Source organism: Anaerotignum sp., assembly GCF_051877975.1.
Taxonomy (GTDB): Bacteria; Bacillota; Clostridia; order Lachnospirales; family Anaerotignaceae; genus Anaerotignum_A.
The window spans coordinates 52,153-69,679 of record NZ_JBJEJK010000025.1 but is presented as its reverse complement, the minus strand read 5'-3'; the positions used below and the strand labels follow the sequence as shown (position 1 = coordinate 69,679).

The 17,527-nt window shown below is 47.0% G+C and carries 16 protein-coding genes; 2 read left to right on the top strand and 14 right to left on the bottom strand.

The genetic code is table 11. The features are described 5' to 3' along the window. Positions 1-156: 156 nt before the first annotated feature. The 12 genes from ACI39P_RS04560 to lon form a co-directional block, all read right to left on the bottom strand. On the bottom strand, positions 157-477 hold the full coding sequence (locus ACI39P_RS04560) for a putative heavy metal-binding protein (RefSeq protein WP_439719517.1): 321 nt from the start codon (positions 475-477) through the stop codon (positions 157-159). A 12-nt stretch (positions 478-489) separates the two neighbouring features. Next, positions 490-1,146, bottom strand: coding sequence for an ElyC/SanA/YdcF family protein (locus tag ACI39P_RS04555; RefSeq protein ID WP_439719516.1), 657 nt, complete (start codon positions 1,144-1,146; stop codon positions 490-492). Positions 1,147-1,174: 28 nt separating this feature from the next. Next, complete coding sequence (locus tag ACI39P_RS04550; RefSeq protein WP_439719515.1) at positions 1,175-1,552, bottom strand: YccF domain-containing protein; 378 nt, start codon at positions 1,550-1,552, stop codon at positions 1,175-1,177. A gap of 12 nt (positions 1,553-1,564) precedes the next feature. Continuing rightward, a complete protein-coding gene (locus ACI39P_RS04545) occupies positions 1,565-2,263 on the bottom strand; it encodes a DUF2161 family putative PD-(D/E)XK-type phosphodiesterase (RefSeq protein WP_439719514.1) in 699 nt (232 codons plus the stop codon). Between the two features lie 20 nt (positions 2,264-2,283). Further along, positions 2,284-3,528 (bottom strand): aminopeptidase P N-terminal domain-containing protein, encoded by a 1,245-nt coding sequence (locus tag ACI39P_RS04540; RefSeq protein WP_439719513.1) that lies wholly within the window; start codon positions 3,526-3,528, stop codon positions 2,284-2,286. Positions 3,529-3,619: 91 nt separating this feature from the next. Further along, entirely contained in the window at positions 3,620-4,834 is a 1,215-nt protein-coding gene (locus ACI39P_RS04535) for an alanine--tRNA ligase-related protein (protein ID WP_439719512.1), read from the bottom strand. A 244-nt stretch (positions 4,835-5,078) separates the two neighbouring features. Next, positions 5,079-6,473, bottom strand: coding sequence for an amino acid carrier protein (locus ACI39P_RS04530; protein WP_439719511.1), 1,395 nt, complete (start codon positions 6,471-6,473; stop codon positions 5,079-5,081). Between the two features lie 426 nt (positions 6,474-6,899). After that, entirely contained in the window at positions 6,900-8,282 is a 1,383-nt protein-coding gene (locus ACI39P_RS04525) for an amino acid carrier protein (protein WP_439719510.1), read from the bottom strand. Between the two features lie 490 nt (positions 8,283-8,772). Next, positions 8,773-10,155 carry an amino acid carrier protein gene (locus ACI39P_RS04520; RefSeq protein ID WP_439719509.1) on the bottom strand — a complete coding sequence of 461 codons (1,383 nt, stop codon included), beginning with the start codon at positions 10,153-10,155 and terminating at the stop codon, positions 8,773-8,775. Between the two features lie 156 nt (positions 10,156-10,311). Further along, entirely contained in the window at positions 10,312-10,863 is a 552-nt protein-coding gene (locus ACI39P_RS04515) for a hypothetical protein (protein WP_439719508.1), read from the bottom strand. A 164-nt stretch (positions 10,864-11,027) separates the two neighbouring features. Beyond that, positions 11,028-11,654, bottom strand: coding sequence for a ribosome biogenesis GTP-binding protein YihA/YsxC (gene yihA / locus ACI39P_RS04510; protein ID WP_439719507.1), 627 nt, complete (start codon positions 11,652-11,654; stop codon positions 11,028-11,030). Further along, positions 11,645-13,984: an endopeptidase La gene (gene lon / locus ACI39P_RS04505; RefSeq protein ID WP_439719506.1), complete on the bottom strand. Its 2,340-nt coding sequence runs from the start codon at positions 13,982-13,984 to the stop codon at positions 11,645-11,647. Before lon ends, yihA begins: the two co-directional genes overlap by 10 nt. A gap of 176 nt (positions 13,985-14,160) precedes the next feature. Here lon and ACI39P_RS04500 point away from each other — a divergent pair, with 176 nt between their 5' ends. Together ACI39P_RS04500 and ACI39P_RS04495 are read left to right on the top strand one after the other, a co-directional pair. Then, a complete protein-coding gene (locus ACI39P_RS04500; protein ID WP_439719505.1) occupies positions 14,161-14,667 on the top strand; it encodes a hypothetical protein in 507 nt (168 codons plus the stop codon). Positions 14,668-14,709: 42 nt separating this feature from the next. Continuing rightward, complete coding sequence (locus ACI39P_RS04495; protein WP_439719504.1) at positions 14,710-15,102, top strand: hypothetical protein; 393 nt, start codon at positions 14,710-14,712, stop codon at positions 15,100-15,102. A 58-nt stretch (positions 15,103-15,160) separates the two neighbouring features. Here the strand turns inward: ACI39P_RS04495 and ACI39P_RS04490 are convergent, their stop codons facing one another. Together ACI39P_RS04490 and ACI39P_RS04485 are read right to left on the bottom strand one after the other, a co-directional pair. Further along, a complete protein-coding gene (locus tag ACI39P_RS04490) occupies positions 15,161-16,810 on the bottom strand; it encodes a S16 family serine protease (protein WP_439719503.1) in 1,650 nt (549 codons plus the stop codon). 131 nt (positions 16,811-16,941) lie between these two features. Then, positions 16,942-17,391, bottom strand: a complete 450-nt coding sequence (locus tag ACI39P_RS04485; RefSeq protein WP_439719502.1) for a hypothetical protein — start codon at positions 17,389-17,391, stop codon at positions 16,942-16,944. Positions 17,392-17,527 lie beyond the last annotated feature (136 nt).

Here is a 17,527-nt window from a genome sequence, read left to right as displayed (position 1 = left end):
TTCAGCTGAACGGCATTTATCAAAACCCCAGAGATTATCTTGGCGAAGAATAAAAAGAAATCCCGGCTCCAATTAGAGTCGGGATTTTTTTATACAATCCATTCTGTATATCATTTTTACGCAGCCTGCCAGCCAAGGCAAGTCCGTTTTTCTTTCTTATTCATATCTTACCGCTGTACCGGAAGCCGTTACCATCAGCATCCCATTATCTGCCCCCAGCACTTCATAATCGATATCCACGCCTACAACGGCATTTGCCCCCATCTGCGCCGCTCTTTCCTGCATTTCACGGATCGCATTTTCTCTAGCAGCAATCAATTCTGTTTCGTATGTATTGGAACGGCCGCCGAAGATATTTGTCAGCCCTGCCATCATATCCTTTATCATGTTGACGCCGGAAATCACTTCCCCAAATACGATTCCCTTGTATTCTACAATTTTCTTGCCTTCAATGCTGTTTGTTGTTGTTACGATCATGTCAATTCCTCCTTAATCGTTGGTCAGATTTCCATTCCCGCTGACAGGGATTTCTTCTCCTAAATATTTGGGTTCCGGCTGTATCCATGCAGTGCAGAAATCCTTAGCCCTCGCCAGCATCTCCCGAAATTCCCGGTACGCCTGCCCCCGATAATTCACATCCAGGGCAGCCACACCATAGGCCTCCAGTCCCAATTTTTCCGCCACATATAATGCCCTGGGCAAATGATATTCCTGGGTCACGATAATAACCTTTTCCGCACAGAAGATATCCCTTGCCCGATACATACTGTCATAAGTAGAAAATCCTGCATGGTCCATGAAGATATCCTCGGAGGGAATCCCCCGCTCCATGGCAAACTTCTTCATGGTATTCACCTCGTCATATTCCTTTCGGCTATGGTCTCCGCTCATCAAAAGCTTCTCCGCCGCTTCTGCTTCATATAGAGCAATCCCCGTTTCCAGTCTGTCCCTGAGCATCAGGCTCGGTGTGCCGTCCTCCCGCACGCCGCACCCCAAAATCAGAATGCAGTCCGCCTCCAGTTCTTCCGCTTCTTCCGCAGAAAGGATATGGTCCGCCGTATGGCTTTTCATATAGGAACTCAAGCCAAAAACAGCCAACATTCCAGCCACACCAAGAAAAAACAGACATAAAATAACCCGTTTCATCCAAACTTTCATCCTTTTCCCATCACCCTTACATCTCTCGAATCTCTGCACCAAAGGGGGTCAATGCCAGCATAGCGAATTTGAAATGCTGCAGCCCGAAGGGAATCCCCACAATCGTCAGGCAGCAGGTGATACCCATCGCCGCAGAAGCCAACGCCAGCTCCACCCCGCAAAGCAGTACCCAGATCACATTCAAAAGAATAGAACCAGAGCCCATATTGCCATAATAAATTTTCTTTCCAAAGGGGCAAAGGGCGATCCTTGCGAATTTAAAGCATTGTCTCCCAATGGGGATACCAATAACGGTAATACAGCAAAGGCATCCTGCCAAAAGCCAGCCAAGGGCAGAAAACAGGCCGCCAAAAATCACCCACAATATATTTCCTAAAACCTGAAGTATGGACATAACCATCCCTCCTTACTTTTCCTTTCGATAAAAGGCAACAACCTTTGCATAATCCTCATTTTCCAAGGCTTCTCGCCCTTTTTCGGAAAGGGTATAGACGCCCTTTTCCACTCGCTGAAACCATTGATCAAAATTTCTGCTGAGGACGCCGACGCAGTCCTCCATACCTCTTTCCCGGAGAGCCGCCGTGGAAATCTGCCCTTCCCTCTCCAAAAGGCAGGCCAAACGGATGCTTTTTTCCCGAAAGGCTGTGATGATTTTTCTCCTCGTCATACCGCCCACGTTCACATCCATCTGGCGGTTTTCCATCTCCGCCTGCAGCTGTTCCCGCTTCCTGCGGTTTTTCCATGCCAGGCTGTCGGAAGGCTCCAGAACCACATCCACCGTCTGCAAGGGGCTGTCCAGTGCCACCGTCAGCAAGCCCAGTTCCAGCCGTTTCAGCAGCCGCAGCATATCCTTCCAGGCCTTTTCCCGCTGTCCTTTTTTCGGGCGGGGGATGGCAACAAAAACCTGTTCCGTCAGGCTTTGCCGTTCCAATGCCTGATAGACCAGCTTCAGGCTGAAGGCTTTTTTCAGCTCCACCACCAACAACTGCCCGTCTTTCACCGCGGCAATATCGCAATGTTTCACCTCTGCCTGCACCTGATAACCTTCTTCCTCCAGAAAAGCACGGATAGGCTCATATAAATCTGTTTCTTTAAAATCCCCCATATTCTTCACCTGCCATGAAATCATTCCCGAGCCATGAAGGCTTCAATTTCCTCCACCGTTTTTATCATAGCAGCAGTCATCACTTCATTGCCTTCTTCTGTCACCAATACATCATCCTCGATACGGATACCAATTTCCCATTCCTCGATATAGAGCCCCGGCTCCACCGTCAGCACCATGCCCGATTCCAAAATACGGTCGCCGTATCTGCCCACATCGTGGGTTTCCGCCCCAAGGTAGTGGCTTACACTATGATAATAATATTTCGCCACATCTTCTTTTGTTTCAACCAGGCCGATTTTCTTTAATGCTTCAAAATAATGGTCTTTCAGCAATTCATTCAAATCGGCAAAGGGCACGCCGGGTTTAATGGCATCAATGACCTTCTGCTGTCCTTCTAAAACGATGTTGTAAACCAGCTTTTGCCGTTCTGTAAATTTACCATTGATGGGGAAGGTGCGGGAAATATCTCCGTTATACCATCTCCATTGGGCCCCTGCGTCAATGAGGATCAATTCCCCCTCTGCTACAGGCTGATCATTCGCCACATAATGCAAAATCGTTCCCCGTTTGCCGCCGGCGGCAATGGTCTGGAATGCTTTTTCCCGCACGCCGTTTTTCATCAGCGTATAATCATAAGCGGCTTCTACCTCATATTCCTTCATACCGGCTTTGGCCGTTTTCATCATGGCTTCGATGCCCAAGCGGGTGATATCCATAGCTTTCCGCATCCGTTCCAGTTCCCATTCCTCTTTAATGAGGCGCATTTCGCTGAATGCCTGATACAGATCGCCAAATACCATCTGGGGGGCATTATTGCGGACTTTTGCCGCAAATTCCAGCGCAGGGGAAGGAGCATCGTCCCATTCCCGGTTTTCCATATCCAGCCATAGTTTTTTGATACCGTTTTTGAAAATATAGGATGCAAAATCACTTTCAAATTCGTCGATCCAGCCGATGTGTTCCACGCCGCTGGCCGCCCTTGCTTCTTCCGCCGTCATATTTGCACCGACCCATTTCGCCATCACGCCGTTATCCCTGGGGATATAAAGAATCTCCTCCACGCCGGTTCTGGTTTTCGCCAGAAAGAGGATGCACTCCTCTCTGTCAATTCCTGCTGCATAGTAAAAATTGCGGTCAGGTGAAAAAGGGTACTTCTCATCCCCTCTTTTGAAAGGCGCCTTGCCCGCAAATAACACCGCCGCCGAAAACATTTCGATTCGGTTCAGCAGCTTTTCTCTGTTTTTTTTAAATGCTTCTTTCATTTTTCCACTGCCTTTCGCCACAAAGATATCATATTTTAAAAAATGATGCTTTTCTTTTTTCTAAATACTTTCTTACAAATTTCTTATTTTTTTATTCTTCGATCAGGAAACCCTTGCCTGCAAAAAATGCCTGTAATTCTTTCTTTTCCGCTGTTACTCTGCCCTGTACCGCATCCGGCTTGCCGCCGCCTTTGCAACCAAAGGGCTCTTTCATTTTCTCTGCAAATGTGCGGGCATCTTTTTCCGCACTCAGCAGCACAAAAGCAAAACCTTCGCCGTTTTTAGAAAATACTGCTGTGCGTTTTGCCCCTTTTTTCAGCAGCAGGTCTGCAAAATGGGTCATATCCTTGCTGTTCAGATCATCGCCGAAAAAGAGGATATTTTCTGTCCCCTCCGCCACCTGCTCTGCTTTCTGGGTGAAGTATTTCCATTTTAACTGGTTCAATGCCTGTGTCAGCGCGTCTCTTTCCGCCAGCAGATTTTTGACCGCTCCATCTGCTTTCACTCCGGGTACAGAAAGCAATCTGCCGGCTTCGTTTGCCACATCGTTTTTCTTCCGATAATCCTGCAGGGCGCGCTTGCCGCAAAGCAGCTCCAGCCTGGTGCCGCCCTTATAATTCTGGGCACCGATGATCTTGATCTGTCCAATTTCCCCCGCCAGCTTTACATGGGTACCGCAGCAGGCACAGCAATCATAATCACCCACATTGACGATACGCACCTGTCCCTCCAGTTCCTTTTTGCTGCGATATTCCAGCTTATCCAGTTCTTCCTTGGAAGGATAGCGAATCCCCACGGGCGCATTGGTCCAAATAGCTTCATTGGCTTTTTCTTCCAGCCAAGGCAGCTCATCCTCGGGAATTTTTGTATTCAAATCAATGGTAATGCTTTCTTTCCCCATATGGAAACCAACATTATCACAGCCATATTTTCCGCAGATCACGCCGCTGAGGATATGCTCCCCAGAATGGTTCTGCATCAGGTCAAAGCGGCGTTCCCAATCGATTTCACCCGCTACCTCTGCCCCTACCTGCAGGGGTCTGTCTGTCGTATGGGTGATGATGTCATTTTTTTCATGGACATCCAATACGTTTACGCCGCCCAGCACCCCCAGATCCGCAGGCTGGCCGCCGCCTTCGGGGTAAAATAAGGTTCTGTCCAGAACCACTTGATAGCCCTGCTTTCCCTCTGTGCATTCCAATACCTTTGCTGTAAATTTTGTTGCATAAGCATCCTGATAATATAACTTTTCGGTCATACCGTTCTCCTCCATTTTTAAAATTTTATTTATTATAGCATAAATCAAGGAAACCTCAAAAGACTTCGTCTTTTTCTCTTTTAGGATGGCAAAATGCCATTTTAGAAACGCAGACGCCCATATTGCAAATCATAAAAAGCAGACTTCTTCCCTTATAAACAGAGAAAAGTCTGCTTTTCCGATTTCTCTTCTTATATTTCTCTTCTTATTATGAAAAAAGCGGTATACTCAAAGAGCATACCGCTTCCATTCATCTTATAAGATAATATGATTTCAGGCAAAACCAAGTGAATTATCTATCCACCTGAGGAGCTTCGTCTTCCATCCATTTCATCAGACCGCCCATTTCAGCGTCTTTATCCCAAACATATTTCTTTGTTTCGGATGCGATAACGCCGGACAGACCAATCAGAGCAACCATGTTGGGGAATGCCATACATGCGTTCAGTGTATCGGCTACGTTCCAAACAACGTCCAGAGCAGCTACACAGCCAACCAATACAACGATTGTCCAAGCAATACGATAAGGTTTGATTGCTTTAACGCCTACCAGGTAAACCCACGCACGTTCGCCGTAGTAAGACCAACCAAGGATTGTAGACCATGCGAATGTCAGCAGACCAAATGTCAGAACAGCAGGACCTACAACAGGGATTGCATTGAAAGCACCAGCAGTCAGGTTAGCACCTGTCAGGCCTTCCATACCAGCAGGGTCTTTCAGGATAGAGGATACCAGAACCAGACCTGTCAGCAAACATACAACGATAGTATCCCAGAATACACCAGACATGGAGATCAGAGCCTGTCTGGAAGGGTTTCTTGTAGCCGCACATGCGTCTACGATAGGAGCAGAACCCAGACCAGATTCATTTGTGAACAGACCACGGGATACGCCGGCACGGATACATGTTGCGATTGTAGCACCTACAAAACCGCCGCCTACTGCGGAAGGATTGAAAGCACCTTTAATAATCGCACCAAATGCTGCGGGGATGTAAGCTGCATTGATAACACAGATAACTACACAACCCAGGATGTACAGACCAGCCATGATGGGGATCAGTTTTTCACATACTTTGGAGATGGATTTAACGCCGCCCAGAATAACCAGACCTGTGATAATCATCAGAACGATACCAGTTGCGATCTTGGGAATGCCAAAGGTACCCTGTACGGATTCAGCGATGGAGTTCCCCTGTACCATGTTACCAATACCAAAGCCTGCGAAACCTGTGAAGATTGCGAACAGAACGCCCAGCCATTTCTGACCCAGACCTCTTTCCAGAGCATACATAGGGCCACCAATGTAGGAACCGTCTTTTGCTTTTACACGGAATTTAACAGCCAGCAGAGCTTCGGAATATTTTGTTGCCATGCCCAGCAGACCTGTCATCCACATCCAGAATACAGCACCGGGGCCGCCTGTACCGATGGCTGTAGCAACACCTACGATGTTACCAGTACCGATTGTAGCAGCCAGAGCTGTTGCCAGCGCTGCGAAACCGCCGATATCACCGGATGCTTCTTTATCGGGTGTGATAGACAGCTTAATCCCTGTAAATGTCTTTCTCTGGATACATTTTGTTCTGATTGTCAGCAGTACGTGTGTACCAATCAGCAGAACCAGCATGATAGGACCCCATACTACGCCATTGATTGCAGTTACAAAGTTATTAAAAGCTTCCATAAAATTCCCTCCCTTTAGAGAAAAGATGAAATAATTCCCTGTATCAGTATTTCATCAGGCCGCGGTTCCTGTTTTGCAAAAATACTCATACAACATTCCACTGGAACTCATACCTATAATATCCAAAAACTGGAAACAAATCAAGAATTTTTTTTAATTTTTTCAAAAAAATTCCAAATATCTTGCGTTTTTTTATACGAGTTGCGAAACGAAAACCCCGTAAATACAACAATTTTTGTACATTACGCCTGTTGCTCCGTGGACAAAAAAATTTTTTTGTCCACGGAGCAAACTGTTCCTTTTTTAATAAACTTTTATACATTTGCTGTGCAAAAATACATCCATTTGCATAAATAAAAGAAGGAGCCCTGCAAAGCTCCTCCTTTTACTCTCTAAAGATTTTATGGAATTTTATATGGGAATTTTTTACTTATCTACAACAGGTGCTTCATCTTCCATCCAAAGATCCAGACCGCCTTCTGTCCAAACATATTTTTTGGTTTCAGATGCAATCACACCACTCAGGCCAAGCAGCGCAACCAGGTTGGGGAAGGCCATACATGCATTCAATGTATCGGCTACATTCCAAACTACTTCCAGTGCGGCTACACAGCCAATGAATACAACGATCGTCCAGGCAATACGGAAAGGTTTGATTGCCTTTACCCCTACCAGGTAAACCCATGCACGTTCACCGTAGTAAGACCAGCCCAGGATTGTGGACCATGCAAATGTGATCAGCCCGATTGTTAAAACGATAGGACCTACAACAGGAATTGTTGCAAAAGCACCAGATGTCAGGTTTGCACCTACCAGACCATCCATACCAACGGGGTCTTTGATGATGCAGGATACCAGAACCAGACCTGTCATCAGGCAAACAACGATGGTATCCCAGAATACACCGGACATGGAGATCAGCGCCTGGCGGGAAGGGTTTCTGGTAGCTGCTGCCGCGTCAACGATGGGAGCGGAACCCAGACCAGATTCATTTGTAAACAACCCGCGGGCTACACCGTAACGGATACATGTCATGACTGTGATACCCACAAAGCCGCCGCCTGCTGCAGCAGGGTTAAATGCGGATTTGATGATGACTGCAAAGGTTGCAGGAATATACTGCGCATTGATGACCAGGATAATCAGGCAGCCCAGGATGTAGAAACCAGCCATAAAAGGAACCAGTTTTTCACAAACCTTGGAGATGGAATTTACGCCGCCCAGAATAACCAGACCTGTCAGGATACACAGAATCGCACCTGTTACAAACTTTGGAATCCCAAAGGTGTTCAAAACAGATTCGGCAATGGAGTTCCCCTGGGTCATGTTGCCAATACCAAAACATGCAATCGCTGTAAATACTGCGAACAGGATACCCAGCCATTTCTGCCCTAAACCTCTTTCCAGGGCATACATGGGGCCGCCGATAAAGGAACCGTCTTTTGCTTTTACACGATATTTTACGGCCAGAACTGCCTCGCCGTATTTGGTTGCCATACCGAACAAGCCGGTCATCCAAACCCAAAATACTGCGCCGGGGCCGCCCAGACCAACTGCTGTTGCGACACCTACGATATTACCTGTGCCGATGGTGGCTGCCAAGGCTGTTGCCAGGGCGCCAAAACCGGATACGTCACCAGATGCTTCTTTATCCGGTGTGATAGAAAGTTTGATCCCTGTAAATGTTTTTCTCTGGATGATACCGGTTCTCAGCGTCAAAAACACATGGGTGCCAACCAGCAAGCACAACATCACGGGACCCCATACAAAGCCATTGATCGTACTTACAAAGTTATTAAAAGCTTCCATACATTTCCCTCCCTTGGAAAAAATGAAAATGAAATGATAATTCCGTGTATCGGTATTTTATCAGACCGCGGTTTCTGCTTTTCTAAAATACGCAATGCCACATTCCAACTTGGAATACGCCCCTATGATACATTAAATTTGCACATATTGCAAGATGTTTTTGGAAATTTATTCCATTTATTCCATTTTCTTAACAGTTTATTTATGCTAAATTATCAACAAAATCCGATAAAATCAATATTTTTTATGCAATTTATCATGTTAAGAAAATCCAACCGTGTTAAGAATGTGTGAATTACAAAAATTCACTGAATAAGCAAAAAAACACTTAAATTATTGAAAAATCAGCATTTTCAAACAATTCATATCATATATTCCCTTTTTATACTCCCCCAAGAATTGTGATTTTGCACAAAAAATTTACACTATCTTTACACCCTACCCAAAAAGAAAAGAGACCTGTAAAAGGTCTCTCCTTCCCTTCATTTCCTTATTTATCCACCACAGGGGCTTCATCTTCCATCCACTGATCCAAACCGCCTTCCGTCCAAACATATTTTTTCGTTTCAGAAGCAATCACGCCGCTCAGCCCAAGCAAAGCAATCAGGTTGGGGAAGGCCATGCAGGCATTCAGGGTATCCGCCACATTCCAAACCACTTCCAGCGTTGCCGCGCAGCCAACGAATACCACCAGCGTCCAGGCAATGCGGAACGGCTTAATCGACTTGGTACCACACAGGTATACCCATGCACGCTCCCCGTAATAAGACCAGCCCAGAATCGTAGACCATGCAAATGTGATCAGACCGATGGTCAGAACGATAGGCCCAATGGTCGGAATGGTGCCAAAGGCCGCAGAAGTCAACTCTGCGCCTACCAACCCATCCATGCCGACAGGATCTCTCAGCATTGTGGAAACCAAAACCAAACCAGTCATCAAGCATACCACGATGGTATCCCAGAATACGCCGGACATGGAAATCAGGCCCTGCCGGGAAGGGTTCCTGGTGGCTGCCGCCGCATCAACAATAGGGGCAGAACCCAGACCGGATTCATTCGTAAACAAACCACGGGCCACACCATACCGGATACAGGTCATAATGGAAACGCCCACAAAGCCGCCCCCTGCCGCCGCAGGATTAAAAGCACTTCTCAGGATTACAGAAAAGGTATCCGGAATATACTTGGCATTGATGATCAAAATGATGAAACAGCCAATAATGTAGAAGCCTGCCATAAAAGGAACCAGTTTTTCGCAGACCTTCGCGATAGATTTTACCCCGCCCAGAATACATAATCCTGTAGCGACAGTCAGGATGATACCGGTGACCATCTTGGGTACCCCAAAGGTATTCTGTACAGATTCCGCAATGGAGTTCCCCTGGGTCATATTGCCGATGCCAAAGCAGGCAATGGCAGTAAACACTGCAAACAGAATCCCCAGCCATTTCTGTCCCAAGCCTCTTTCCAATGCATACATAGGGCCGCCGATAAAGGAACCATCCTTGGCCCGCACTCTGTATTTGATGGAAAGAACCGCTTCGCCATATTTCGTCGCCATGCCAAACAGCCCCGTCAGCCAAACCCAAAATACTGCCCCAGGGCCGCCGATCCCTACTGCCGTCGCAACACCAACAATATTCCCTGTGCCGATGGTAGCCGCCATGGCTGTTGCCAAGGCACCAAACCCCGAAACATCGCCGGCAGCTTCTTTATCCGGCGTAATGGAAATCTTGATCGCCTGGAATACTTTCCTTTGGATAAACCCAGTACGAATTGTCAGAAACACATGGGTCCCAACCAAAAGACACAGCATCACAGGCCCCCATACGAAGCCATTGATCGTACTTACAAAATCACTAAAAGCTTCCATCCTTTTCCCTCCTTCTGGTAAAAAATAAATAAATGTAATGACTGCCGCATTGAAGCATGTGCTTCGCCGTAGTTTTACTTGGAATTTATTCTGTTTCAGAGGGAAATATGTCCGTCCTGCCAGTTAAGATTCCGTATACAAAAAAAGCGGTCTTCCTCAGACCGCTTCCGCCTCCTCAGCATCTTCTTCCATGCTCTCTTCTTCATCACCCTTTGGTTCTCTCATCAGGTGCAGAGCCGCACACAGCACCACAACAGCCATGATGACCTGAGGCAGGCAACGGCTGAGTTCCCAGAAAATTCCGGGCAGATTGAAATAATAACCGACCAGATTCAGGGCTGCCCTCCAAAGAACGGAAATGCCCATCAGCAGCAATACGATACCAAAGATACGGCGGTGCTTTGCCGTAAACTGCCAGTCTCTTTCCCAATCCACATAATCCTCAAAGAAGAATTTATCCTCGACTGCCGCAAATTCTTCTTCGGTCATACGGCGCAGATTATGGGTATGAAAGAAGCTGTAACACCAAACGATAGGACAAAGGAAAAGCAGCAATTCCTCCCATCTGAGCCACGCAGCCAATGCCGCCGTGCCGAAAAATAACCCCATCAGCCCAATGCCCTGCTTATATAGCCCCATATACATCTCCCCGGCGCCGGGGCAGCAGGAAAAAAACAGCGTAAAAAAAGCATTCTTTTTGTTTGTCATAAAAATTCCTCCTTGTATGAAGTATGAAATGATTTCCTGCATTCATCATAACAAAAGAGTTTTAGGCTTTCTTTCAGCAAAGTTTAAGTTTTTCTAAAGATTTCCAAAGGGCTTTTCTCCTATAGCAGGCCATAAAAAAGAGCCTTTTCAGGCTCTTTCTCATATCATTCTTCTGTTATTTCTTCCGCTGGCTCTGCTTTTTCGCCGCCGGGCAGGAATTTTTCGATCTCCGCCCACAGTTCTTCCACACCGGTTTTCTTTTCCCCGGAAAAAGGAATCAGCACATCGCCAGGCTGCAGCTTCAATGTCTTTTTGATGACGGAAAGCTGCTTCTGGATCTGGCTGCGGTTGATCTTATCGGATTTGGTGGCGGCAATGATGATATCATAGCCATAATGCTTCAGCCAATCATACATCATGATATCATTTTTGCCAGGTTCATGGCGGATATCGATGAGCAGGATGATGGCTCTCAGTTCCTCTCTTCTTTCCAGATAATCCTCAATCATTTCGCCCCATTTGGCGATTTCGGATTTCGGGGCTTTCGCATAGCCATAACCGGGTAAATCCACCACATACATCATATCGTTCACATCATAAAAATTAATGGTTCTTGTTTTGCCGGGCTGGGAACTGGTACGAGCCAGGGCCCGTCTGCCCAAAATGGCATTGATGAGGGTGGATTTGCCTACGTTGGATTTGCCGGCAAAGGCAATCTCAGGCTTGCCATCCATCGGATAATGGGAAAAATTTGTCCCGATATATTTCAGCGAACTTGTTTTTACCTGCATACACTTTCTCCCTTCGCCAGTGCCGCTTGCAGCACATCTTCCATAGTTTCTGCCAAAACGAATTCCAGGCCTTCCTTCACTTCATCCGGAATATCCTTCAAATCTTTTTCATTTTCCTTCGGCAGGATAACGGTTTGAATCCCCACTTTTTTCGCCGCCAGCACCTTTTCCTGCAACCCGCCGATGGGCAGCACTCTGCCGCGAATGGTGATTTCCCCTGTCATGGCAACATCATTGCGTACTCGTATACCTGTCAAAGCAGAGAGCATAGCTGTAGCCATAGTCACGCCAGCAGAAGGGCCATCCTTTGGCGTTGCCCCTTCGGGGATGTGGATATGTATATCATTCTTTTTATAGAACTCAGGATCCAGTTTGAAATCAGCACTCTTGGAACGGATAAAGCTGATAGCAGCTTCTGCAGATTCCTGCATTACCTTTCCCAGATTCCCTGTCAGCTTAAATTTACCGTCGCCAGGCATCACATTAACCTCTATGGAAAGGGTCGTGCCGCCCACACTGGTCCATGCCAAACCGCGGACAATCCCTATCTGCGGTTCTTTATAAATCGTTTCGGGCATAAATTTCTTTGTTCCCAGAATTTCTTCCAGATTATTCCTTGTCACCGTCAGGGATTTTCTTTCTCCCGCCAAAATGGATTTTACCGTCTTACGGCAAATCTCGCCAATGGTGCGTTCCAACTGGCGCACACCGGCCTCTCTGGTATATCCGTCAATGATATCCTCAATGGCATCGGTCTTGATCTTCAGCTGTTTTGCTGTCAGGCCGTGGCGTTTTCTCTGTTTGCTCACCAGATGTTCCTCTGCGATATGAAGCTTTTCCTGGGCGGTATAGCTGCTCAGTTCAATGATCTCCATACGGTCTCTCAGGGGGCCGGGGATGGTATCCAGGCTATTTGCCGTACACATGAACAGCACTTTAGAAAGGTCATAGGGAAGCTCGATAAAATGGTCCCGGAAGGTATGATTCTGCTCGCCATCCAGCACCTCCAGCAAAGCCGCCGCAGGGTCACCATTATGAGAAACCCCCAGCTTGTCCACTTCATCCAGCAGCATCAAGGGATTGATGGTACCCACCTGCTTCATCGCATTGATGATACGACCGGGCATAGCGCCAATATAGGTTTTTCTATGTCCACGAATCTCCGCTTCATCCTTCACACCGCCTAAGGACATCCGCACATATTTGCGGTTCAGCGCCTTTGCCACAGAACGGGCAATGGAGGTTTTCCCCACACCGGGAGGCCCCACCAGGCAAAGAATCGTAGCGCTTTCTTCCGGGGCATTTTTCCGGACAGCCAAATATTCCAAAATACGTTCCTTCACCTTTTTCAGCCCATAATGATCTTCTTCCAGAATCTTCTCCGCTTCGGGCAGATCAAAGGTTTCCTCTGTGGTTTCTGTCCAAGGCAGGGAAAGCAGCGTTTCGATGTAGGTTCTGGAAACGTTGGATTCCGGGGAAGTTACAGGAATTTTCAGCATGCGGTCGATTTCTTTTTCGATGGTCTCCCGTACATAATCAGGGGGATTCTTTTCCTCCAGCTGCTGGCGGTATTTTGCCGCATCGGCCCCAACGCCATCCTTATCGCCCAATTCCTCCTGAATGACCTTCATTTCTTCCCGCAGGTAATATTCTCTCTGATTCTGGTCGATATTTTGTTTTGTTTTATTCTCGATTTCCTTTTTGATATCCAGCACCTGACGCTCCTGCTGCATCATGGAAATCACCGCCTGCAAGCGTTCAAAAGGATTCAGGATTTCCAGCAATTCCTGTTTTTTATTGAAAGCCAGTTCCATGCCTGCCGCCATGATATCCGCCAGCTGGCCGGGCTTCGTTGCAGCAACCACATTTCCCATCAGATCCATAGCTGCGGTATTGGGTGCCAGTTTGATATATTCATCATACTGCTCCACAGCAATCCGCATCACTGCCTGCACATATCCGCTGGGTTCCTCCTCAAAATCCTGGGCAATCGTAGTAATTTCCCCATAATCGCAATTTCTGACATGAATATTGCTCAGTCTGCCGCGGCATTTCCCTTCCACGATGACATGGGTCAGGTTGCCGGGCAGCTTCAGCACCTGCTTCACCTCCGCCAGAACGCCAATATCATATAAATCGTTTCTGCCAGGGTCTGGTGTAGCAGGGTCTTTTTGGGTCACCAAAAAGATTTCCTTCCCGTTTTCCTCCGCCGCCTGCAGGGCATCCAGAGATTTCTGTCTGCCGGCGGGGAAGCTGATGGCCATGCCGGGGAATACCGTCAGGCCGCGCAAAGCGATCATCGGCACGATGATCGGTTGTTTCTTCTCCATAGTTTCACCTCAATATATCAAGTTTTATCAACAAAATTTCTTTTTTCTTCAGCAAAAAAGCCAAATAGGCATACTTCTTCACCTTGACTAAATAGTATACAATAAATTTGGAGCAGGGTCAAATATTGTCGAATGGAAAATTCTTTGATACACTAAGCAAAAGGGGTGAAATTCTTGTGGAAAATATCAATGCAAAGCGGGTTTTAGAGAGCATCATAAAGATTCTTTTCTTCGCATTTGTACTCTATCTTCTCTGGGGAATCTATGTCGTCAACCTAGGCTATGATGTAGAGATGAATCATACCATCCAAGCAGGGCTTTACGAAGGGGAAGAAAAACTGGAGGACGTAACGATTGAAGTGGAAGGTACCTTCCGGAACTATTTCTTCCAACGGGATACCTACGAAGGCAGATTTGCTGTATCCTGTCTGCCGGAAACGATGACCGAGTATGCCATCGCTCATATCCATTGGTCTGAAGATAGATATGGCATATTTCCAAGTATTCGCTATCTCGATAAAAACCCTGACCATACGGGTCTGCAATTTCTCGACACAAATGGCAACTACGGCATAAATGTTCTAAACAAAGACATGACAGAAATCGTCTGGGGAACGGACGACGGCAACTATATCGCCACCGAAACAGCCTACGGAGAATGGATGGCAGAACGGACGCAGTAAAAGAAACTGCATAATAAACTGGAATTTTTGGAGGTGCAAGGGATGAAAAAGAGAGCCTTTATAGTGTTATTGATTATACTGGTTTTGCTCCTGACATATTTTATTGGCACAGGTTTTATGAAAAATACTTCTGCATATATCAATGATTTCTCAGTTTCAGAAGATGGAAGCGAAATCACAATGAATATTGGTGTGTCATCCTCTATGGGATATATCAGAGAGGTTTCTATTTACCAGCAAGAAGGCGGAAAACTTTATATTGATTGCTACTCTGCTTTTGGTGGTCTTAACGGAAGCATAGGTGCAAAAAGTGTTTTCACCTTACCGTTAGACAAAGACACTACAATAATTGCCATTTATCGAAACACAAACTGTTATGAAGAAATTTTGAAAAAAGACGATAACGATGTGTGGCATCGTGTTACACAAGAGTAAATTTCTAATTTATCCACCTGATGAAAAACTATGCTCCGCCCAAAGGGCGGAGCTTTTTTCATCCAATTTCTTTTTCCTTCAAAAACTCCATTCCCTCGGAAAGAGCTGTCCCCTCCGAAAGGAAAATCTCATTCAGCAATTCCCGCACATCCCCCACGGGGATGACTTCGATCTCCAGCTTTCCATAGGCATCCTTCCAATTTTCCCGGGGAATGAAGGCACGGGTCGCCCCTGCTTCCTTTGCCGCCTCCAGCTTTTCCTCCACACCGCCCACGGGCAGCACCTGCCCATGGAGGCTGACCTCCCCTGTCAGGGCAATATCATTGGGCACAGGGGCTTCTGTAAAGGCAGAATAGACCGCCAGAAACATAGCTGTCCCTGCCGAAGGCCCATCCACAGGGATGCCGCCGGGAAAATTCAAATGAACACTGTATTCCTCTTTGGAAAACCCAAACTGTTCCATCAGCGTCAGCACATTCTCCGCCGCAGAACGGGCATTGCTTTTCCGCTTGGCAGAGCCCTGCCGATTTTTAAATTCTTCCTCTTCCATGATACCTGTCACCGTCAGGCCGCCCTTTCCCTTCTGTACGATGGCTTCAACGGAAAGGAGCATCCCACCGCCCCTCGATTCTACGCCTAAGCCGTTGACTACGCCCACCATGGGCTTTTCGGGAATTTTCCGCTGATAAACAGGCTGATATTTTCCTGCTTCCACCACCCATTCCAAATCCGCCGCCGTGATGGTACGATTGCCTTCCATCCATGCCAAAGAAGTGAGGGACTGCACCAGATTCACTGTATCCCTACCCCCTCTGGCATAGACCGCGATCTTTCCGCAAAGCCCATCCTCATAGTCCAACCCTGCCCGCTGGAGGCTGTTTTCCGCAATTTTCTCCACAGAAGTTCTGTCCAGTCGTTCAAAGAAGATTTCCGTACAACGGGAACGGAGGGCATCGGGAATTTCACTGGGGCTGCGGGTGGTTGCCCCAATGAGGCGGAAATCCGCCGGAATCCCCTTCTGAAAGATCTGGTGGATATAGGGGGGAATATTTCTATTGCTGCGGCTATAATAGCTGCTCTGAAAACGAGCCACTCTGTCCTCCAATACCTTCAGTAGTTTATTCATCTGTATAGGGTGCAGTTCCCCAATCTCATCGATGAAAAGAACGCCCCCATGGGCTTCGCAGACTGCCCCGGGGCGAGGTCTGGGGATGCCTGCCTGCCCAAAAGAACCTGCCCCCTGATAGATGGGGTCATGGACAGAACCCATCAGGGGGTCAGCGATATTCCGTTCATCAAATTGCAGCGTTGTCGCATCGATTTCCACAAATTTCGCCTTTTCCCCGAAGGGAGATTCTTTTTTCTGTTTTGCTTCCTCCAAAATCAACCGGGCCGCCGCCGTTTTTCCTACCCCCGGCGGGCCATAAATAAGAATATGCTGGGGATTTGGGCCGCAGAGAGCCGCTCTCAGGGCTTTAATGGCCTTCTCCTGCCCAATGATCTCCTCCAGTTTTTTGGGGCGTGTCTGCTCCGATAAGGGCTCTGTCAGCCCAGTCTCCCACATTTCCATCAATTTATCCATCTCGATGATGTTATCCTCACATTTCAATCCCTCTCCGGCGCCTTTTTTTCGACTGCTTTTAAAAAAATACCATGCACCCAGGGCAAAAAACAACAGCTGGGCCCATGCCAATAGATTCCATTCCAAACTCCCATCTCCTTTTTCCATTCTTGGGAATAGTATCTCTGGAAATGGGTGAATTATCCTTGCAAAAAGAAAAAGAGAGACTGAACAGGGTAAAAATTTCAGCCTCTCTTTTTTTATTTGCTTTCTTTTTCTCAAATCTCATCCAGAATGATGGGGATTTCCTCCAAAATCTGTCCTTCCGGGATATGCTCCCCCGGGATAGTATATTCAAAATGATGATACTCATAGGGCACAGGGGAATCCATCCGGATCAACTGGAACAGTCCGAAGAAGAAAACCCCCGCCAATACGATTCCCGCCGCCGCAAAAATCAGCCATGCTTTTGCCAGATTCCGGCGATTGGGATTTTCCTCTCTGTTGAAGATCCAGAAAATCGGCACGATCAGATTCACAATCGGGATACATAAAATCAGCCCAATGAGCAGATAAGCTCCCATGCTCAGGGGCTCTGCCAAATTCTGTTCCTTTTCTTCATATCTTTCCTCCTGCGGAGGTTCTTTCTCCAAAGGCATCCCGCAGTGGATACAGTATAAATCTGACCTGCCCACTGGGCCGCCGCATTTTTTGCAGGTTCTCACCATAATACTTCTCCTTTCCATTTTTTCCTCTCTGAAAAATAGCATATCATATTCCTTGGCTTTTGTCTTTCTTTTTCTATCGTAAACTTTTAAAATTTTACGGTTGACAATCAGACTTTCTCCGTTTACAATGCTCCTA